Origin of the sequence: Bartonella koehlerae C-29, from assembly GCF_000706625.1 — a bacterium.
In the GTDB taxonomy this organism is placed as follows: domain Bacteria; phylum Pseudomonadota; class Alphaproteobacteria; order Rhizobiales; family Rhizobiaceae; genus Bartonella; species Bartonella koehlerae.
Genome location: NZ_KL407334.1, coordinates 1,148,641 through 1,168,366, shown reverse-complemented (window position 1 = coordinate 1,168,366; position 19,726 = coordinate 1,148,641). Strand labels below are relative to the sequence as shown.

Below are 19,726 nucleotides of genomic sequence, written 5' to 3'. Positions count from 1 at the left end.
AGAAGAGGTGTTATTTTATTAATTTAATTTAATACACGTGATTGAAATTATTGTAATATTCCTAATGTTGGGGTTATTGTGAAAGCGCGTTGAAAGGATTAACTTAATCATGTCGCATAAAAATATCTATTTTGTTGTTTCAATATTAGCTGGAGCTGTTGCTCTTTTTATTACAATTCATGCTCCTGCAAGTGCACAAACTTTATCTCAAGGTTGGTATAAAGTTTGCAGCAAGCAGCATGATGTTGATATTTGTAATACAATGAACACTGTTGTATCAAATACTGGACAACCTTTGACGGCTTTTAATCTCGTTGAAATAAAAGGGAAACAAAATGAAAGACGTATAGGTATTCAAGTGCCTACAGGTCGTTTTTTGCCAGAGGGTGTTCATATTCAAATTGGAGATAACTTCTCTAAAAAAGTTCCTTACATTATTTGTAATGGACCAAGCTGTATTGCCAATGATGGCTTGGATGATAAACTCATTGCTGCTATGAAAAGTGGTTCTAAAATGGTTGTAACCACGATTAATTTCCGTGGTTCAGCTAATCCTATTGAATTTTCTCTTAACGGATTTACAGCCGCATATACAGGGCCTGGTATGGAAGAAAAAGATTTTCAACAAGAACAAATAAAACTACAACAGGCTATTCAATCGAAGCAAAAAGAGATTGAAGATCGTATGCGGTCTGAGCAAGAAAAAGCTAAACAAAATTAATACACATAACATAGAATAATAAAAAATTATTTTCTTTTTATTTGTGTGTTTTTTTAAACCGCCACAAATACTTGTGGCGGTTTTTTTATACTTAATTCTTGGAAAGTGTTTTGCGTTTCCACCAACCAATACGCTTAGTTTTAGAAGGACTGTCAGGTATTGATGATATAACAATGGGTTGGTTAGCTATCTCTTCAATTTTAGAAGAAGTTGGTTTAACAACTTCCTCTACTATGGTTTCTTGTTTTGATGTTTCCTCTATTTGTATTTTCGGTGTGTTTTTAGGAGTTGATTTTTTACCAATTGCAGGAGTTTTTTCTGCTATCTCATGAGAATCTTTATCTACTTTTTTTGTCTTAACTTTATCTAGTGAGCCGTCTGTAGATTTTTCTTCTAGAGGTTCTGGTGTTTTCACACTTTGATTTTTTTTTGTTTTCGAAGGGCGTGCTTTGCGTTTTTGAGGTTTAGCAACCGTATCGACTTTTACAGATTCACCTTGTTGTACAGTCAAGTGTTGTGTGTCGTTTTTGACTTCTTCAAATTCCACAGACTTAGCAGCTTGAACATGAGTTTGAAGATGATCTGCTTTAATTTCTTCTAAGCTCTGTTTGGCAAAGTCTCCAACTGGTTCTGCATAAGGAATATGAATCTGATAAAGATTATTTTCCTGATTACGGCGACCACCCCGACGTCCTCGACGACGTCCTCGACGACGGGAATCCTCACTTACTATATCATTTTTTTTATGAACGGTAAACAGAGGACTATCATAACTCTCATCTTGACGATTTTTACATCGACGTTTTTGGTTTTTTTCAATGGGTGAGTTATCTTCGATAAATTCGCTCTCTCTGCTTTCTTTTAAAAGAGTATTTTCAATGACTTCTTTACGATCATCTTCAAAAATTAATGAGGGCTGAGAAATTGTCTCTGCTATCGTCCCCTTAGAAATAATGAGATGTTGTGTTCCAATGTTATCATCTGCTTCAATACTAATATTAAGCTTAAAGCGTGCTTCTAAATTAACAAGAATATTGCGTTTGTGGTTTAAGACATAAAGCGCTGTTGCTACAGGAGTGCGCACAGTAATGTTATGTTTCGGATTATGAAGAAGATATTCTTCAATTGAACGCATAACATGTAAAGCAATTGATGATTCAGAACGTACATTTCCTGTTCCAGAGCAATGAGGGCAGGGGTGTGTTGTGCTTTCTAAAACCGATATGCGAATACGTTGACGACTCATTTCTAGAAGGCCAAAGTGTGAAATATGGCCAACTTGAATACGGGCACGGTCATTTTTTAAGCAATCTTTTAATTTTTTTTCGACCATTCTAATATTACGATCTTCAAGCATATCGATAAAATCAATCACAATCAGACCGGCGAGATCACGCAAGCGTAATTGACGTGCTATTTCTTCTGCAGCTTCAAGATTAGTTTGTAAAGCTGTTTTTTCAACAGAAAGTTCTTTAGTGGAACGGCCGGAATTTACGTCAATAGCAACAAGTGCTTCTGTTTGATTAATAACAAGATAGCCACCAGATTTTAAAGAAACTTGCGGGTGCAACATTTTATCAAGTTGAATTTCGATATTATTGCGTGCGAAAATAGGGGTAGGATCGCGATAAGGTTGCACAACTTTTGCATGACTTGGCATCAGCATACGCATGAAGTCTTTTGCTTCACGATATCCTTGATCACCAGAAACAAGAATTTCATTGATATTTTTATTGTAAAGATCACGTATAGAACGCTTTATAAGGTTGCTTTCTTCATGGACAAGACATGGAGCAGTTGACTTGAGTGTTAAAGTGCGAACAGTATCCCATAACCGTGTAAGATATTCATAATCACGTTTAATTTCAGCTTTTGTTCTATTGGCTCCAGCAGTTCGCAAGATAACTCCCATGCCTTTTGGAACTGCTAATTCTTTTACAATTTCTTTAAGACGCTTGCGATCTTGCGCATTAGTAATTTTTCGTGAAATACCACCACCACGCGCTGTGTTGGGCATTAAAACAGAATAACGACCTGCTAGAGATAAATATGTTGTGAGTGCGGCACCTTTATTACCGCGCTCTTCCTTGATAACTTGCACCAACAAAATTTGACGTCGTTTAATCACTTCTTGAATTTTATACTGACGTCCTTGTTTACGCTGATAAGTAGGGAGTTCTTCACGGACATCTTCTGCACCAACCATTTCAATATCGTCATGTGAATCATCTGTATCAAATGCTTCTTCTGCATCATCAATTATGATTGAATCGAATATAATGTTGTTTACAACATTTGCTTCCATAGTGCTATTTTTCTTATCTTTTTTTGCTTTTCTGGAGCGTTTTTTGTTTCTTTCTTCAACAAGAACATCTATATGATTTTCTCCTACTGCAGCTGTTTCTTCTTCTTCAAGAAGAGCGAGGCGATCAGCGAGAGGAATTTGATAATAATCAGGATGAATTTCAGAAAATGTCAAAAAACCATGACGGTTACCACCATATTCTACAAAAGCTGCCTGAAGAGACGGTTCTACACGGGTAATACGTGCTAGATAAATATTCCCCTTGAGCTGCTTTTTATGTTCCGATTCAAAATCAAGTTCTTCAATTTTGTTGCCATGAACAACAACAACACGTGTTTCCTCCGGGTGGGAGGCATCTATAAGCATTTTGTTTGACATAAGTTAAAATCCTGAAGGCGACATGCATAATTTGATTAAAACGAACAGTATGACTGTTCGTAAACATAACGGGCTGTCTGCCATAAAAAGGAGGTGCCAGCAAAACAGGATGGGGGATCAAGTGCAGATACACAATTGCACTGAAAGTATTTTTCATCATCATTTCCATCTGTTTTGTATGACTCATATTTTTGTAAGTCTCCGGCAAAACAATTTTAAAAAAAGTTCGGATACCCGAACCAACTAATCTTATAACGCAATCCTAGCTAACATAAAGACTTCTCATCTATAAAAAGCCTAAATTTGTAATATGCAACAGATTTTCTAAAGACAACTTAATATGGACTACAGATAATTTAAATGGCTATTATTCGGCCAGAAAGCGCAAATGCTCTTTTATGTTGATATCATGCTTTTGGCAAGTAACAATATCAAGATATGCTATTATAATGTCTCTATTGCCTTAATTTAGTTTTTTAGTGTTTAAATTTAAATCTGTTGGCATCACTGTTGATAAGACTAAGACGAGTTTTTTGTTAATGTAGAGTATTTTGCTTATGATAAGAGGGTTTTTTATAAAAAAGCCGAAATCAGCCTATTGGCGTGTTATTTTACACCTCACATACTGTGTACTATGTTTTTTTATATTCCAAACAAATATCCAAGCTGCAGATGCTTTGAAACTTATCAATTTGCGAACTATTGGTGATAGTAAGCGCACACGTATTATTGCAGTTTTTAATGCTGAACCAAATGTTTTTTTGCAGATTTTTGATCGTCCTGCACGTTTGGTTATCAATTTACCTACCGTTGATTTTTCAGTGCAAAACACATCTTTAAAGAACCAAAATAAATTATCAAATATGCTCTCAGATGTGCGTTATAGTTTTTCTGATATAAAAACTTCACGCATTATTTTGACAAGCAAAACGGCTTTTGTTGTTGAAAAAAATATAATCCAGAAATTAGAGAATGGTTCATGGCAACTTTTGATTGATATTATTCAAAGCGCACAAAAAAAGTTTGATGAGGTATTGAAAAAACAACAAAAAGCTGATTCCAATACAAAAATACAGAGAGATCTCCCCCGTAATTTTCGTGTTGTCCTTGATCCTGGACATGGTGGTATTGACGGTGGTGCGCGGGGAGTTACTGGAATTTTAGAAAAAAATGTAACATTAGCATTTGCACGCGCATTGCGAGATGAATTAAAAAAAGATCCCCACACCATTGTTGCATTAACACGGGATTCTGATGTCTTTCTAAGATTAAGCGAAAGAGTTAAAAAAGCACAGGAATTTACTGCTGATCTTTTTATCTCTATTCATGCAGATACAATTGATGTGCATTCTCTTCGTGGTGCTACAGTATATACTATATCGGACAAAGCATCTGATGCAATTGCGAAATCCTTAGCTGAAAGTGAAAATAAGGTCGATCTACTTGACGGTTTACCTGCAGAAGAATCGCTTGAAGTGACAGATATTTTGCTCGATTTGACTCGACGTGAAACGCACGCATTTTCGATTAATTTTGCTAATAGTGTTATCTCAAATTTATCAAAGAGTCATATCAATTTGATAAATAATCCTCATCGATGCGCTGATTTTCAAGTTTTAAAAGCTCCAGATGTTCCCTCTGTCTTGATAGAGATAGGTTATTTATCAAATAAAGAGGATGAAAAATTATTAAACAACCCCCAATGGAGAAAACAAATAGCTACCTCTATTGCTTATTCTATTCGTCAATTCGCTGAGTATAAACAGAAAATGATGCAGCCTCTTTAAATGGGGAAGGAAATAGAGTATTAAATGTAATTTTATAGTATAATATTAGAAGATGGAAAACAGTTTTTTTTCTCAAGTACGTGTCATATCACCTTGTTGTCGGTGAGGTGATGTGTTTTTTTATTCATTCTTAAAGAAAGCGACAGCGTTTTGATGATAATTTTTTTTAGATATCTTTTGAGTTTTATTGTTGTAATTGGATTTTGGAGAGTAATGACGCAAGGAGCGATAGCAAAGAATCAGGCAAATGTGCTTCCTGATTATGAAGTTCTTTCGCTCTATGAGCCACCTGTGATGACTCGCGTCCATGCTTCTGATGGGAGCTTTATGGCAGAATTTGCTACAAAACGTCGCCTCTATTTACCAATTCAGTCAATACCAAAGCTTCTTAAAGCCGCTTTTATTTCAGCTGAAGATAAAAATTTTTATCATCATTTTGGTTTGGATCCTGAAGGGCTTTCTAGAGCTTTGCTTAATAATATCCGCAATATTGGTTCTGGAAAACGTCCGGAAGGAGCATCAACCATTACACAACAAGTCGCTAAAAACTTTCTTTTAAGCTCAGATGCAACGTTAGAGCGTAAATTAAAGGAAGCTATCCTGGCGATGCGTATTGAAAAGACTTACTCGAAAGATCATATTCTCGAACTTTATCTCAATGAAATTTATCTTGGTCGTAGTACTTATGGTATCGCAGCAGCATCTTTGACCTATTTCAATAAATCCGTTAATGATCTTACCTTAGAGCAGTGCGCTTATTTGGCTGCTCTTCCAAAAGGTCCAGCAAATTATGATCCATTTAAGAATACACAGCGGGCTATTAATCGACGCAATTGGGTTATAGATCGGATGGTTGCAAATGGATATGTAACACGTGAACAAGGTGAAGAAGCTAAAGCAAAACCGTTAGGAGTTACAGTACGGAGAAGCGAGAACTACGTTTTTGCTGCTGACTATTTTACTGAAGAAGTGCGGCGCCGTTTAATGCACCGTTATGGAACTAAAACGCTTTATGAAGGTGGACTTTCAATTCGTACAACGCTTGATCCGCATTTGCAACTTATTGCGAGGCGTGCTTTGCACAATGGATTAATTAAATTTGATCATTCACAAGGATGGCGCGGAGTTTACGGGCATATTAATAAGAAAGATGATTGGGGTATAGAACTCGCAAATATAGCTGGATTAAGTGATATCCCTGAATGGCGTTTAGCTGTTGTTCTTTCTGCTAACGCTAATAAAGTGGAGATTGGTTTACAGCCACAGCATGAAGCGTCAGGTTTATTATCAACAAAGCGGGAAATTGCTGTTTTGTCTGAAGCCGATTCAAAATGGGCATTACATATTGTTAAAGAAAATGGCTATCGAAAAACTGTTCAAAATTTATCTCATGTCCTGCAAGTTGGAGATGTAGTTTTTGTTGAGAAAGTATCAAATACGGATAATGCTTATCGTTTACAACAAATCCCAAAGGTTGAAGGTGCAATTGTGGCTATGGAACCTCATACAGGGCGTGTTCTCGCGATGGTGGGAGGATTTTCTTTTGCAGCATCTGAATTTAATCGAGCAACACAAGCCTATCGTCAACCTGGTTCTGCTTTCAAGCCTTTCGTATATGCAGCCGCACTTGATAATGGATATACACCAGCATCCGTTGTTTTAGATGGTCCTATCGAAATTCGTCAATATAATGGTGAGGTTTGGCAACCTAAAAATTATGGTGGCACCTTTGCGGGACCTTCGACGTTGCGTTATGGCATTGAATACTCTCGTAATCTTATGACGATACGGCTTGCCAATGATATGGGAATGCCTCTTGTCGCTGAATATGCAGAGCGTTTTGGTATCGTAGATAAATTACAACCTTATCTTCCCATGGCTTTAGGGGCTGCTGAAACAACAGTTCTACGGATGGTTACAGCTTATTCAGTGATAGCCAATGGGGGACGTTCTATTAATCCTTCTTTAATAGACAGAATTCAAGATCGTTATGGAAAAACAATTTACCGTCATGATGATCGTCTTTGTGAAAATTGTAATGCTCAATTATGGGATAATCAAAGTGAACCCACATTAACTGATGAGCGAGATCAAGTTCTTGATCCTATGACAGCTTATCAGATTACATCAATGATGGAGGGAGTTATTCAGCGCGGTACAGCTGGGCGTTTACGCTTCCTCAATCGACATATTGCAGCTAAAACAGGGACAACCAATGATTCTAAAGATGTATGGTTTATGGGATTTACTCCTGATCTTGTTGTTGGTATTTTTGTCGGTTACGATCAACCAGCACCGCTAGGATACAATAGAACAGGAAGTTCACTGGCAGCACCTATTTTCGGTGAGTTTATTGCAGGGGCTTTGAAAGGAAAGCCAGATGTACCATTTAAAATGCCAGAAGGTATGATTTTAATGCCGATTAATCGTAAGACAGGTATGCTTGCTGAAGTAGGAGATCGCGATGTCATTATAGAAGCCTTTAAACCAGGAACTGGACCTGCTGATATATATCAAGTTATCGGGAGTACAAACTCTTTTCAAGATGGTGTTCCTTCAATAACGACTTCTCCACAGGTCAACAAGGCTCTTGAAAGTGGTATGGGTGGGTTGTATTAATCAGTGAGTATCTTTTTTGAGATAACTTGTAGAGAGAAATAATTTTTATCTGTTTTTTTGCAGTATAGCTACAGTAAAGAAATTAATGAAGCTATGCGGGTGTCTTGTTATGACCATTATTGAATTTGTAAAAATGCTAAGATTTATATAACTCAAAATAATCTTAAAATAAAAACTATGGTATTTAAATTATGCGAGCAGAAATAGAAACATTAGTCGATGAAATCCAACAAGCAATTAAGTTACTAAGGGGGCATCTTTGACTGGGATCAATCACTAAAACGTCTCGAATATCTCAATCAAAAAGCAGAAGATCCAACACTTTGGTATAATGCACAACAAGCGCAAGATATGATGCGTGAGCGTCAGCATCTTGATAATTCAATTAATGTAATTCGATCATTTACAAAAACACTTGAAGAGTGCATTGAGTTAATCGCAATGGGCGAAGAAGAAAGTGATATCGAAATCATCACGGATGCAGAAAATTCAATACGTAATCTTAAGAGTGAAATAGATAAAAGACAAATTGATGTGCTTCTTTCAGGAGAAGCCGATCAGAATGATACTTATCTAGAAGTGCATGCTGGTGCGGGAGGTACGGAAAGCCAAGACTGGGCTTCTATGCTGTTACGCATGTATATGCGCTGGGCTGAACAGCATAAAATGAAGGTTGAAATCTTAGAAATTCATGATGGGGAAGAAGCAGGAATAAAATCAGCGACTCTTCTCGTAAAAGGGCATAATGCGTATGGTATGTTGAAGACGGAATCAGGTGTACATCGTTTGGTACGCATTTCGCCGTTTGATTCAAATGCGAAACGTCATACTTCTTTCGCAAGCATTTGGATCTACCCAGTTATTGATGATAATATTGAAATTGATGTTTCAGAGGCAGATGTTCGTATTGATACATATCGTGCATCAGGAGCTGGAGGACAACATGTCAATACAACAGATTCTGCAGTTCGCATCACACATATGAAAACAGGTATTGTTGTTCAATGTCAAACAGAGCGTTCTCAGCACAAAAATCGAGCAACTGCGTGGTCTATGTTGCGTGCAAGACTTTATGAAGAAGAGCTCAAAAAGAAAGAAGAAAAAACAAATGCTGTTGAAGCTTCTAAGACAGAAATCGGGTGGGGGCATCAAATTAGATCGTATGTTCTTCAGCCTTATCAACTTGTCAAAGATTTGCGCACAGGTGTTGAAAATACTGATCCCCAATCCGTACTTAATGGCAATTTAGATTCCTTTATAGAAGCTGCACTTGCTCGACGAATCTACGGGAAAGGTCGAGAAATTGAGGATATTGATTAATCAGACATAATCTTTCTTAACTTTTATAGGTTGTTTGCTTAGTCGGTTCTTCATCCTGTTAGTCCAGTTTACCAATTGAAAACCAATTGGAGGAGAGTTTTCTTTTTTATGGAGGCATCGCGTTACTAAATTGACAAGCTATTACGATGTAAAACTGTAGCAGCAGCTAAAACACTTTCGGCGTGTCCAGATACGCTAACTTTGCGCCATTCTTCAGATATTATTCCAGTTGGATCAATTAAAAAAGTGCTTCGTTCAACGCCCATATATTTTCGCCCATACATGCTTTTTTCAATCCAAACGCCATAATTCTCAAGCGTTGTTTTTTCTTCATCAGAAACAAGGATAATATCAAGCGCGTGTTTTGTTTTAAATTTATCATGTTTTTTAACATTGTCCGGGGACATCCCAATAATAACAACCCCGATTTCATCAAATTTTGTCTTTAGTCGCGTAAAATCAATGGCTTCACTTGTGCAGCCACTGGTGTCATCTTTCGGATAAAAATATAAAACAACCATTTTTCCTTGAAAATCAGAAAGGCATAATTTACCTCCTCCATCGCGTGGCAAATTGAAATCAGGTGCTGGAGTGCCTTTCATTTGTCTTGTCATTGTTGAGCCTTTCTTTTTTGCGTAAGCATTGCATATGAGAATACATAGAATCATGAAATAAGAGAATAAAATCATAAAAATTATTCTTCAACTCTCTAGAATATAACTATTTTGGAGAATTATCATTTATCGTAAAGGGCGCATTATAGTATAATGAATGAAGTTAGCTATCAGAAGCACAAGCCTTGCACATCAAAGCAACGTAAAAAGTTATAAAATGAGTGCAGAAAATAACAAAGAGATTAGAGCGGTTTTATCAAAACATGTTTTTTCTTACCGAAGGAAAGTTTAATAATTCCTTGTGCATTGATATCTTCTTCACGAATAAGATGCGTTTCATCCTCAATAATGTGATCATTGACACGAACTCCTCCACCTTGAATATGTCGGCGTGCTTCACTGTTCGATTTAGCGAGTCCTGCTTGTACTAAAAGAATCAGCAATCCAGTACCCGTTTTTAAGTCTGTGGCGTTAATTTCAACAGTTGGAAGATTTTCTCCAAGTGTTCTTTCTTCAAAAGTTTTCCGCGCAGTTTTTGCTGCTGCATTTGCAAAATCGCGTCCGTGTAACATTGCTGTAATTTCTGTTGCAAGAATTTTCTTTGCTTCATTAATTTCAGTCTCTTGTAATGCAGAAAGTTTAAGAATTTCGTCCATTGGCAATGGTGTATAAAGCTTTAAAAATCGTGTGACATCAGCATCTTCTATGTTTCGCCAATATTGCCAAAATTGATAAGGTGAAAGCATATCAGCATTAAGCCATATAGCTCCATTCAATGACTTACCCATTTTTGCACCGGAAGAAGTTGTCAGTAATGGTGAAGTAAGAGCATATAACTGTGGTGTTCCTAAGCGATGTCCTAGTTCAATCCCGTTGATAATATTACCCCATTGATCAGAGCCACCCATTTGCATACGGAGCCCATAACGCTTATAAAGTTCAACAAAATCATAAGCTTGCAAGATCATATAATTAAACTCTAAAAATGATAAAGAATGTTCGCGTTCAAGTCTCAGTCTGACAGAATCAAATGACAACATACGGTTAACGGAAAAATGCTTTCCTACATCACGCAAAAATTCTAAGTAATTTAAAGTGCTCAGCCATTCAGCATTATTAACAATGCATGCATCGGTTTCTCTCTCACCGAATGTTAAATAGCGAGAAAATACCTTTTTAATACCAGCAATGTTTTCAGCGATATCATCTTGTGTCAGAAGACGTCGCGCTTTATCCTTAAAGGAAGGATCACCGATTAATCCTGTTCCTCCCCCCATCAAAGCAATAGGTCGATGACCGGTTTTTTGTAACCAATAAAGCATCATAATTTGAAGAAGATTGCCAGCATGGAGACTTGAAGCTGTAGGATCAAATCCAATATAGGCACTAACAACTTCTTTTGAAAAAAGAGCATCTAAACCCTTTTCATCGGAAATTTGGTGGATAAAACCACGTTCGCTCATAGTATTTAAAAAATCAGATTTAAAAGCAAGCACAGATTTTATTTCCTGATGAATATTGCATTTTTTATAGAATAGATCATTTATGCATTTTCTCTAGCATAGATAATGTATATATCACAAGAGAATGGAAAATATTGCTTATAACACAGAGATTATTTTTTACCTTTAGAGATAAATAGGAGGAAAACTTTGAAAAAACGCAAAGAATAAGCAGCATATCTGTTATAAGAATATTTTTTAATTTCTAACATTTTTAAGTAAGTGAAAGTATTTCAGGTGGAGAAGTGAGGAGCTCACTTGCAATATGATTATCCAAATATTGTGCACATCGTTCAATAAGTTCCTGATTACACCCGCTAAAAAAGTGGTTAGCACCTTCTAGTATTTCTTGTGTAATGGTAATGCCTTTTTGCGTTTTTAATTTATCGACAAGCGTTTGAACATCTTTTGATGGTGCGACCCTATCGATGTCACCGTGAATAATAAGCCCAGAGGAGGGACAAGGAGCAAGAAATGAAAAGTCATAAATATTAGGTTGAGGAGCAACAGATATAAAGCTCTCAATTTCTGGCCTGCGCATTAAAAGTTGCATACCAATCCAAGCACCAAATGAATATCCAGCGACCCAGCAATTTTTAGAATCAGGATGTTGTGTTTGTACCCAATCGAGTGCAGCAGCGGCATCTGAAAGCTCTCCTATTCCATAATCAAACTCGCCTTGACTGCGACCAATACCACGAAAATTAAAACGTAATGTGGTAAAACCGCGTTGTTGAAACATATAGAAGAGGTCATAAACAATCTTATTATTCATCGTTCCACCAAATTGAGGATGAGGATGCAAAATAATGGCAATTGGTGCATTTTTTTGTTGTGACGGTTGATAACGTCCTTCAAGCCGACCTGCGGGACCATTAAAAATAATTTCTGGCATCAAATGCTCCTTAAATGCTATAAAGGCTTTCATTAACCTTGGTTTATTATTCTTCGTCTACTTTATATCTACTTTAATATATTCATTTCGTTTTCATGAACCGTTAGATATTCTGTTTTTGGTGTATTTTTCAAGAAAATTGCACTACTTTTTAAAAATCAATTCTTAAAGATTAATGATTGCGATGTAAAATGGTTGTAAAACGTCGATATTTTGATCATAACGCGACAACACCGCTTAAGAAGACGGCACAGTTGGCATTATTGAAATCTTTAGAGATATTTGGTAATCCCTCATCTGTTCACACGGAAGGACGTGCTGCTAAAGCTTTATTACAAAAAGCACGTCGACAAATTGCTAAAAGTCTCAACACAAATCCAGATCATGTTGTATTTACATCTGGCGCAAGTGAAGCAGCCATGACTTTATTAACACCCTTTTATAACATGGGAAGCTCTAAAATTCAATTTTCTCATCTTTACATTGGAGCTACTGAACATCCATCAATTGCAGAAGGCGGACGTTTCCCTAAAGAATTCATCAGTATAGTTGCTGTTAATCAAGATGGGCTTATTCAACAAGATGAATTAGTCTCTCTTTTACGCCTTCATGATAAAATAAAGGGGCTTCCTCTTGTTGCTATTCAAGCCGCAAATGGTGAAACGGGTGTTATTCAACGAATAAAAGAAATAGCTGCCATTGTGAGGGATTATGAAGGCGTTCTTATTGTTGACTTGACACAATATGTAGATAAAAGTTTTGTTGATATTCATCAGATGGGAGGAGATTTTTTTATACTGTCTGGACATAAAATCGGCGGACCTAAAGGAATTGGTGCTATTGTTTCATGCGGGAACCTTTTGATGCCACATCCTCTTATTGTGGGAGGAGGGCAAGAAAAAGGTTTACGTGGAGGAACAGAAGCAGTGCCGCTTATTGCTGCTTTTGGGGCAGCAATAGCTGATTGTTACAGCCAAGAAGAGATAAAGCAACTACTCTATTTACGTAATAAATTAGAAGATGGAATACAGAAAATGTGTTGTGATATTGAAATTTTTGGTAAAGGAGCTCAACGTTTACCAAATACAACTTATTTCACTGTACCCGATATAAAAGCTGAAACTCTGCAAATTAGTTTTGATTTGGCAGGATTTTCTGTATCATCAGGTTCTGCTTGCTCTTCAGGAAAAGTAAAACAAAGCCGCGTCTTAGAGGCAATGGGATATCATATTCCAAATGGTGCAATTCGCATTTCAACAGGACGGTGTACAACTTCTAAAGATATTGGTGATTTTTTATTGTTTTTTTCTCAAATTGTGAATAAGAAAAAAAGGTGAAGTTTATGAAAATTAGAATTATTTAAAAAAATAAAATAAGCTTGATTGAATTTTTTTCACTTTGCATATAGCCTAGAAAATGAATTGCTTGCTTCACTCTTATAAAAAACAAGACCTTTAATCACCGATTCTTGATGCCTCAAAATGGAGAAAATTTATGCCGGCAGTACAAGAAACAATACGTCAGGTACGTGAAATAGATGTTGATCAATATAAATACGGCTTTGAAACAAAAATTAAAACAGACAAAGCTCCAAAAGGTTTAAACGAAAATATTATCAGATTTATTTCTGCTAAAAAACGCGAACCTGAATGGATGCTAAAATGGCGTTTACAAGCTTTTCACCATTGGTTGACAATGCAAGAACCTGATTGGGCACGTATTGAATACCCCAAAATCGAATTTCAGGAACTTCATTATTATGCCGCTCCTGAAAATCACACAGGACCAAAATCTCTCGATGAAGTGGATCCTGAATTGTTGGCAACCTATGAAAAACTTGGCATTCCACTTAAAGAGCAAGAAATTTTGGCAGGAGTAAGAAAACAATCTGATCCTTCTAGTTTTGATGAGAGTATTTATGCATCAGGGCAGGTAGCTGTTGATGCAGTCTTTGATTCCGTTTCTGTTGTGACGACATTTAAAAAAGAGTTAGCACGTGCTGGTGTTATTTTTTGCTCTATTTCAGAAGCAATTATCGAGCATTCTGCTCTTATTAAGGAATATTTAGGAACAGTTGTACCTGTGGGAGACAATTATTATGCTGCCTTAAATGCAGCTGTTTTTACAGATGGTTCATTTGTTTATATTCCCAAAGGGATTCGTTGTCCTATGGAGCTTTCAACCTATTTTAGGATTAATGAACGCAATACAGGCCAATTTGAAAGAACATTGATTATTGCAGATGAAGATTCTTACGTTTCTTATCTTGAGGGGTGTACGGCACCCCAACGTGATGAAAATCAACTACATGCTGCTGTTGTTGAACTTGTTGCGCTCAAAAATGCAGAAATTAAATATTCTACAGTACAAAATTGGTATCCTGGCGATAAAGAGGGTAACGGTGGTATTTATAATTTTGTGACAAAGCGCGGAGATTGTCGGGGCGATAGTTCAAAAATCTCATGGACACAGATCGAAACAGGTTCTGCAATCACTTGGAAATATCCCTCTTGCTTACTTCGTGGTGACAATTCACGTGGAGAATTTTATTCTATTGCTGTAGCAAATGGTCATCAACAAATTGATTCCGGTACGAAAATGATTCACTTGGGAAAAAATACATCCAGTCGTATTGTTTCCAAAGGCATTTCTGCCGGTTTTTCAAATAATACTTATCGGGGACAAGTTACAGCGCAGCGAAAAGCATACAATGCGCGTAATTTTACGCAATGTGATAGTTTGTTAATTGGCAATGATTGCGGTGCTCATACGGTACCTTATATTGAAGTAAAAAATGCGACAGCGCAATTTGAACATGAAGCAACAACATCAAAAATTTCTGATGATCAGCTTTTTTATGTTATGCAGCGAGGAATTTCTGAAGAAGAAGCAATCGCATTAATTGTGAATGGTTTTGTAAAAGAAGTTATTCAGAAACTTCCAATGGAATTTGCTGTCGAAGCACAGAAGCTTATTGGTATAAGTCTTGAAGGTAGTGTGGGATAATTATTTAAAGTAAAGAGCACACTTAACATAGAACAACCAGAACAGGAATTAAATGATGTTAGAGATAAAAAATTTACGCGCCCGTATTATTGGAACCGATACAGAAGTTATTCGTGGTTTAAACTTGACTGTTGAAGACGGTGAAGTTGCTGCTATCATGGGACAGAATGGGGCTGGAAAGTCTACCTTGTCTTATTTACTTGCTGGTCGTGATGATTATGAGGTGATAGATGGTGATATTCTTTATAATGGACAATCACTTTTAGAAATGGATCCAGCAGAGCGTGCTACATATGGTGTTTTTCTTGCATTTCAATATCCAATGGAAATACCTGGGGTAGCAACGATGGAATTTTTAAAAGTTGCGATGAATTCTCAACGCAAAGCGCGTGGTGATCAAGAGCTCAAAATTCCTGAATTTATTAAATGCGTTAAAGAAATTTCTTCCAAACTTGAAATAGATATGGATATGCTCAAACGTCCTTTAAATGTAGGTTTTTCAGGTGGAGAAAAAAAACGTGCTGAAATTTTACAAATGGCGCTTCTTGAACCTAAACTTTGCATTTTAGATGAAACAGACTCTGGTTTAGATATTGATGCACTAAAAATTGTTGCAGATGGTGTCAATAAGCTCCACGATCCAAAGCGTTCATTTTTGGTTATTACCCATTATCAAAGACTGCTTAATTATATTATTCCTGATACGGTACATGTTCTTTATAAAGGACGTATTATTAAAAGCGGAGATAAATCATTAGCGCTTTATTTAGAACAGAATGGGTATACTGATCTTATCAGAGAAGCAGCTTGAGGTCATCAAATATGAATGTGAATTCGCAGCAAGAATTGTTAACGGTTGAAGAAGATATAGTGAAGAATTTTAATCAGCGTGTGAACAATTTACCTGGTGATAAGACAGTGCAAGAAGTCCGTAAAAAATCTATTGAATTGTTTCAAACCACAAGACTCCCTTCACGTAAAATCGAAAGCTGGCACTATACTAATTTGCGCACATTACTAAAATCTGTGAGCAATTTTTTACCAGAAAATAACGGGCAATTGGTTGGCAGATTACTTTCAGAAAGTCACCTATTTTCCATTGAAAACGGCAAAACACTTACACACTCAGACATATCAGGTGTTACAATAAAACGTTTTGCAGAGGCACTGGAAAAAAAAATTGCAAAGATAAACTGTATCACTGCTGATGAAGATTTTATTGGACAATTAAATACCGCTTTTGTTACGGATGGCTGGCTTTTTCATATTCCTGAAAATACAAAATTAAATATTCCGATTGAATTACAAAATATTCAAATGGGTGGGCAATCTCATACTTTTTCAGATATAAAAATGGATAAAAACAGTCAAGCTGTATTTGTTGAACATCAGATTGGCGATGATAAAGAGACCTTCATCAGTTCGATATATTCATTAGATGTTGCAGCTTATGGTGATGTTACATGGATTCTTATTCGCAATCGTGGTTTTGATTCTACACAGTTTGGTAAATTTCGTGCTATCCTTGGCCAAAGTGCTAAATTATCGCTGTATGTGATTAATATAGGCAGTCAACTTAATCGTCAGGAAATTGATGTTGAATTACAAGGAGAAGAGTCTGATTTTCAATTACGGGTCATAAATTTGCTCTCTGGACAAACACACAGCGATCTTACGATGACTGTTCGTCACGTTGAAGAAAAATCAACCTCAACCGAAATTGTACGTAATGTGGTTACTGATAAGGCGGTTGGTGTGTTTCAGGGCATAATACGTGTTGCTCAAAAAGCTCAAAAAACAGATGCTCGCATGACTTGTAATAGTCTTCTTCTTTCAGATGATGCAGAATTTAATGCAAAGCCTGAACTAGAAATTTTCGCTGATGATGTTGCATGTGGCCATGGTGCGACGGTTGCTAATATTAATTATGATCATCTTTTCTATCTTATGGCGCGTGGTATCCCTTTTAAAACTGCTCGTTCTCTTTTAATTAAAGGATTTGTCTCCGAACTCATTGATGACGTCAAGCAGGAAAATATCCAAGCCATTTTGGAAAATATCATTGGTAAATGGTTAGAAAAAAATATTTAAAGTAGAGAAAATGGAAAATAACGTACAAACATTAAATTATAATGTAGAAGAAATTCGACGTGATTTTCCCCTTTTGCACCGTGATGTTTATGGAAAGCGATTAGCTTATCTTGACAGTGGTGCTTCTGCTCAAAAACCACAATCAGTGCTCGATGCAATGAATAATTGCTATCAACATAGTTACGCTAATGTTCATAGAGGAATATATTTTTTAGCGAATGCAGTAACACAATCTTATGAAAATGCCCGTGAAACAGTTCGTACTTTTTTAAATGCTCAAACAGCTAAAGAAATTGTTTTTACAAAAAACGCAACAGAAGCTATTAATACTGTTGCTTATGGCTGGGCTATGTCCAAATTAAGGGAAGGTGATGAAATTGTTCTTACTATCATGGAACATCATTCAAATATTATTCCTTGGCATTTTCTTCGTGAACAAAAAGGTATTAAGCTCGTTTTCGTTCCTGTTGATGAAAATGGTGTTCTTCATATTGAAGATTTTGAAAAGGCTTTAAGCGAAAGAACGCGGCTTGTCACTCTTACTCATATGTCAAATATATTGGGAACTATACCTCCTGTTAAAGAGATTATTAAAAGAGCGCATCAAAATACTATTCCTGTTCTTGTTGATGGTTCCCAAGGAGCTATACATTTAACAGTTGATGTGCAAGATCTTGATTGTGATTGGTATGTGTTTACTGGTCATAAGCTTTATGGTCCTACAGGTATTGGTGTCCTTTATGGTAAGGAACATAGGCTGGAGGAAATGCATCCTTTTCAAGGGGGAGGGGAAATGATTGAAGATGTGACAATCAATAAAGTTTCTTATAATGCTCCTCCTTACCGCTTTGAAGCAGGAACTCCTCCTATAGTTGAAGCTATTGGATTGGCCACTGCTATTGATTATATGCAAAAGGAGAATCGAAAAGCAATTCAAGCACATGAAATGGCACTTTTAACTTATGCGCATGAAAAATTAAAAACGGTTGATTCATTACGTATCTATGGTCATTCTCCTCATAAAGGAGCGATTATATCATTTGTAATTGAAGGTATTCATGCACATGATGTTGCGATGTTTTTGGATAGAAAAGGGGTTGCTATACGGGCAGGAACCCATTGTGCACAACCTTTATTACAACACTTTGGTTTAACATCTATTTGTCGTGCATCATTAGCTATGTATAATAATTATGAAGATATTGATCAGTTAGTAGAAGCATTGAAAGAAACAAGGACATTTTTTAATGGCTGAATCAATTGAAGAGCGTCATTCTACAAAACCTGTTGAAACTGTAAGAGAGAATAAAAAATCTTACATATCAGCAATTCCGGCAGACGAAATTGATCGTATGACGAATAATATTATCGCTGCTCTCAAAACAGTTTATGATCCGGAGATTCCTGCTGATATTTATGAGTTAGGATTGATTTATCGTATTGATATTGAAGATGATCGTTCGGTAAAAATTGAAATGACGCTTACAGCACCTGGGTGTCCTGTTGCAGGTGAAATGCCGGGTTGGGTAGAAAATGCTGTAAGTGCAGTTGAGGGTGTCTTGCATGTTGAAGTGATTATGACATTCGATCCACCATGGACACCTGATTGTATGTCAGAAGAAGCGCAAGTTGCTGTCGGATGGTATTAAATACTATTAAATTAGTTTAATTGAGCCATTTATGAATGCTCTTATTCATTCTTGTAAACATTTAAATCTAGGAAATTAAATAAATAAAAGTTAAAATTCACTTAAATTCGAAAAGAAAAACGTCCAAACTTAGGCCCCGTATTTTATTGGAAGATCTTGAAAAATTTTATCATGCTTCGCATTAAGTAGTGCCCGATCACGATATTATTTGATAATAAACTCACTTTTGGTATAATTCTCTAAGGGCTTGAACAAAAAATAATAGATAAAGTGAAATGTATCTATATCGATCTAAATTGCATTTGAACATTATGAAGATGTTTAGAGCATTCCATATGGCTAAGCCTTATGCAGGATAAATTAGAGCTGTTACATCATTTATTTATTTGTGTATGATGGAAGACATATGGATATCTATTGATTATGATGAGCAAGCTTATCTGAAAGTAATTATGAACAAGGTTTTTGGTTAACACAATTTTATCAATTTTTGTAAATAGTGTTATTTAGTAGAAGGAAATATGCTCCATAAAATGATGTAAAATGGCTTCCAAATAATCATGATTTTGTGATAGTTTATGCTAAAGATAAAACTGTTTGGCGATCTAATTTTATTCTTCGTTTAACCGATGTAGGTGCACGCTATAAAAACCCTGATAATGACCTGCATAATTCTTGGAAATCTGAAGAGTTATCCGTGCAGAGGGTCGTTCTTAAAGGTATTTGTGCGATTATCCACCTTCTTGTCATAAACAAACTTGTCATAGAACCAATATAAAAAACGGAAGTTGGACACAATCGAGATGCAAAAAAAAAGAAGCTCAAATCTTTAATTCTGA

The 19,726-nt window shown here is 36.2% G+C and carries 15 protein-coding genes; 11 read left to right on the top strand and 4 right to left on the bottom strand.

Features of this window, described 5'->3' with window-relative positions; genetic code table 11:
* Nucleotides 1-109: 109 nt before the first annotated feature.
* A complete protein-coding gene (locus O9A_RS04930) occupies nt 110-721 on the top strand; it encodes an invasion associated locus B family protein (protein WP_034459361.1) in 612 nt (203 codons plus the stop codon).
* A gap of 91 nt (nt 722-812) precedes the next feature.
* Here the strand turns inward: O9A_RS04930 and O9A_RS04925 are convergent, their stop codons facing one another.
* Nucleotides 813-3,404, bottom strand: a complete 2,592-nt coding sequence (locus O9A_RS04925; protein ID WP_034459359.1) for an Rne/Rng family ribonuclease — start codon at nt 3,402-3,404, stop codon at nt 813-815.
* Between the two features lie 557 nt (nt 3,405-3,961).
* On the opposite strand from O9A_RS04925, the gene O9A_RS04920 reads away from it, so the two are divergent.
* The 3 genes from O9A_RS04920 to prfB all read left to right on the top strand — a co-directional run bounded on the left by O9A_RS04920 (nt 3,962) and on the right by prfB (nt 9,130).
* Entirely contained in the window at nt 3,962-5,191 is a 1,230-nt protein-coding gene (locus tag O9A_RS04920; RefSeq protein ID WP_034459356.1) for an N-acetylmuramoyl-L-alanine amidase family protein, read from the top strand.
* A gap of 153 nt (nt 5,192-5,344) precedes the next feature.
* Nucleotides 5,345-7,810 carry a penicillin-binding protein 1A gene (locus O9A_RS04915; protein ID WP_034459354.1) on the top strand — a complete coding sequence of 822 codons (2,466 nt, stop codon included), beginning with the start codon at nt 5,345-5,347 and terminating at the stop codon, nt 7,808-7,810.
* 191 nt (nt 7,811-8,001) lie between these two features.
* Nucleotides 8,002-9,130 (top strand): peptide chain release factor 2 gene (gene prfB, locus O9A_RS04910; protein ID WP_154656374.1). Its coding sequence is split into 2 segments (ribosomal slippage): nt 8,002-8,070 and nt 8,072-9,130, totalling 1,128 coding nucleotides; the frame shifts between segments, so codons are not numbered across the junction.
* Nucleotides 9,131-9,255: 125 nt separating this feature from the next.
* Here the strand turns inward: prfB and O9A_RS04905 are convergent.
* From O9A_RS04905 to O9A_RS04895, 3 genes are all read right to left on the bottom strand, one after another.
* Entirely contained in the window at nt 9,256-9,744 is a 489-nt protein-coding gene (locus tag O9A_RS04905; RefSeq protein WP_034459348.1) for a peroxiredoxin, read from the bottom strand.
* 242 nt (nt 9,745-9,986) lie between these two features.
* The gene (gene tyrS, locus O9A_RS04900; RefSeq protein WP_034459347.1) at nt 9,987-11,240 is read right to left on the bottom strand and encodes a tyrosine--tRNA ligase; all 1,254 of its coding nucleotides are present in this window, start codon (nt 11,238-11,240) and stop codon (nt 9,987-9,989) included.
* A gap of 220 nt (nt 11,241-11,460) precedes the next feature.
* Nucleotides 11,461-12,141 carry an alpha/beta hydrolase gene (locus O9A_RS04895; RefSeq protein ID WP_034459345.1) on the bottom strand — a complete coding sequence of 227 codons (681 nt, stop codon included), beginning with the start codon at nt 12,139-12,141 and terminating at the stop codon, nt 11,461-11,463.
* Between the two features lie 191 nt (nt 12,142-12,332).
* Between O9A_RS04895 and O9A_RS04890 the strand changes: the two genes are divergently transcribed.
* The 7 genes from O9A_RS04890 to O9A_RS08020 all read left to right on the top strand — a co-directional run bounded on the left by O9A_RS04890 (nt 12,333) and on the right by O9A_RS08020 (nt 19,665).
* Nucleotides 12,333-13,478 (top strand): cysteine desulfurase family protein, encoded by a 1,146-nt coding sequence (locus O9A_RS04890; RefSeq protein WP_034459343.1) that lies wholly within the window; start codon nt 12,333-12,335, stop codon nt 13,476-13,478.
* 157 nt (nt 13,479-13,635) lie between these two features.
* The gene (gene sufB / locus O9A_RS04885; RefSeq protein WP_034459341.1) at nt 13,636-15,147 is read left to right on the top strand and encodes a Fe-S cluster assembly protein SufB; all 1,512 of its coding nucleotides are present in this window, start codon (nt 13,636-13,638) and stop codon (nt 15,145-15,147) included.
* A gap of 55 nt (nt 15,148-15,202) precedes the next feature.
* Entirely contained in the window at nt 15,203-15,958 is a 756-nt protein-coding gene (gene sufC / locus O9A_RS04880; RefSeq protein ID WP_034459338.1) for a Fe-S cluster assembly ATPase SufC, read from the top strand.
* An 11-nt stretch (nt 15,959-15,969) separates the two neighbouring features.
* On the top strand, nt 15,970-17,238 hold the full coding sequence (sufD, locus tag O9A_RS04875; RefSeq protein WP_034459336.1) for a Fe-S cluster assembly protein SufD: 1,269 nt from the start codon (nt 15,970-15,972) through the stop codon (nt 17,236-17,238).
* A 10-nt stretch (nt 17,239-17,248) separates the two neighbouring features.
* Nucleotides 17,249-18,493, top strand: coding sequence for a cysteine desulfurase (locus O9A_RS04870; protein WP_034459335.1), 1,245 nt, complete (start codon nt 17,249-17,251; stop codon nt 18,491-18,493).
* A complete protein-coding gene (locus tag O9A_RS04865) occupies nt 18,486-18,887 on the top strand; it encodes an SUF system Fe-S cluster assembly protein (protein ID WP_034459333.1) in 402 nt (133 codons plus the stop codon). The genes O9A_RS04870 and O9A_RS04865 overlap by 8 nt, the downstream gene beginning before the upstream one ends.
* Before the next feature lie 568 nt (nt 18,888-19,455).
* Nucleotides 19,456-19,665 carry a hypothetical protein gene (locus O9A_RS08020; RefSeq protein WP_154656373.1) on the top strand — a complete coding sequence of 70 codons (210 nt, stop codon included), beginning with the start codon at nt 19,456-19,458 and terminating at the stop codon, nt 19,663-19,665.
* Nucleotides 19,666-19,726 lie beyond the last annotated feature (61 nt).

Coding starts and splice junctions, on each gene's coding strand:
- O9A_RS04930 (WP_034459361.1), top strand. CDS start 110: ATGTCGCATAAAAATATCTATTTTGTTGTTTCAATATTAGCTGGAGCT.
- O9A_RS04925 (WP_034459359.1), bottom strand. CDS start 3,404: ATGTCAAACAAAATGCTTATAGATGCCTCCCACCCGGAGGAAACACGT.
- O9A_RS04920 (WP_034459356.1), top strand. CDS start 3,962: ATGATAAGAGGGTTTTTTATAAAAAAGCCGAAATCAGCCTATTGGCGT.
- O9A_RS04915 (WP_034459354.1), top strand. CDS start 5,345: ATGATAATTTTTTTTAGATATCTTTTGAGTTTTATTGTTGTAATTGGA.
- O9A_RS04905 (WP_034459348.1), bottom strand. CDS start 9,744: ATGACAAGACAAATGAAAGGCACTCCAGCACCTGATTTCAATTTGCCA.
- O9A_RS04895 (WP_034459345.1), bottom strand. CDS start 12,141: ATGCCAGAAATTATTTTTAATGGTCCCGCAGGTCGGCTTGAAGGACGT.
- O9A_RS04890 (WP_034459343.1), top strand. CDS start 12,333: ATGGTTGTAAAACGTCGATATTTTGATCATAACGCGACAACACCGCTT.
- sufB (WP_034459341.1), top strand. CDS start 13,636: ATGCCGGCAGTACAAGAAACAATACGTCAGGTACGTGAAATAGATGTT.
- sufC (WP_034459338.1), top strand. CDS start 15,203: ATGTTAGAGATAAAAAATTTACGCGCCCGTATTATTGGAACCGATACA.
- sufD (WP_034459336.1), top strand. CDS start 15,970: ATGAATGTGAATTCGCAGCAAGAATTGTTAACGGTTGAAGAAGATATA.
- O9A_RS04870 (WP_034459335.1), top strand. CDS start 17,249: ATGGAAAATAACGTACAAACATTAAATTATAATGTAGAAGAAATTCGA.
- O9A_RS04865 (WP_034459333.1), top strand. CDS start 18,486: ATGGCTGAATCAATTGAAGAGCGTCATTCTACAAAACCTGTTGAAACT.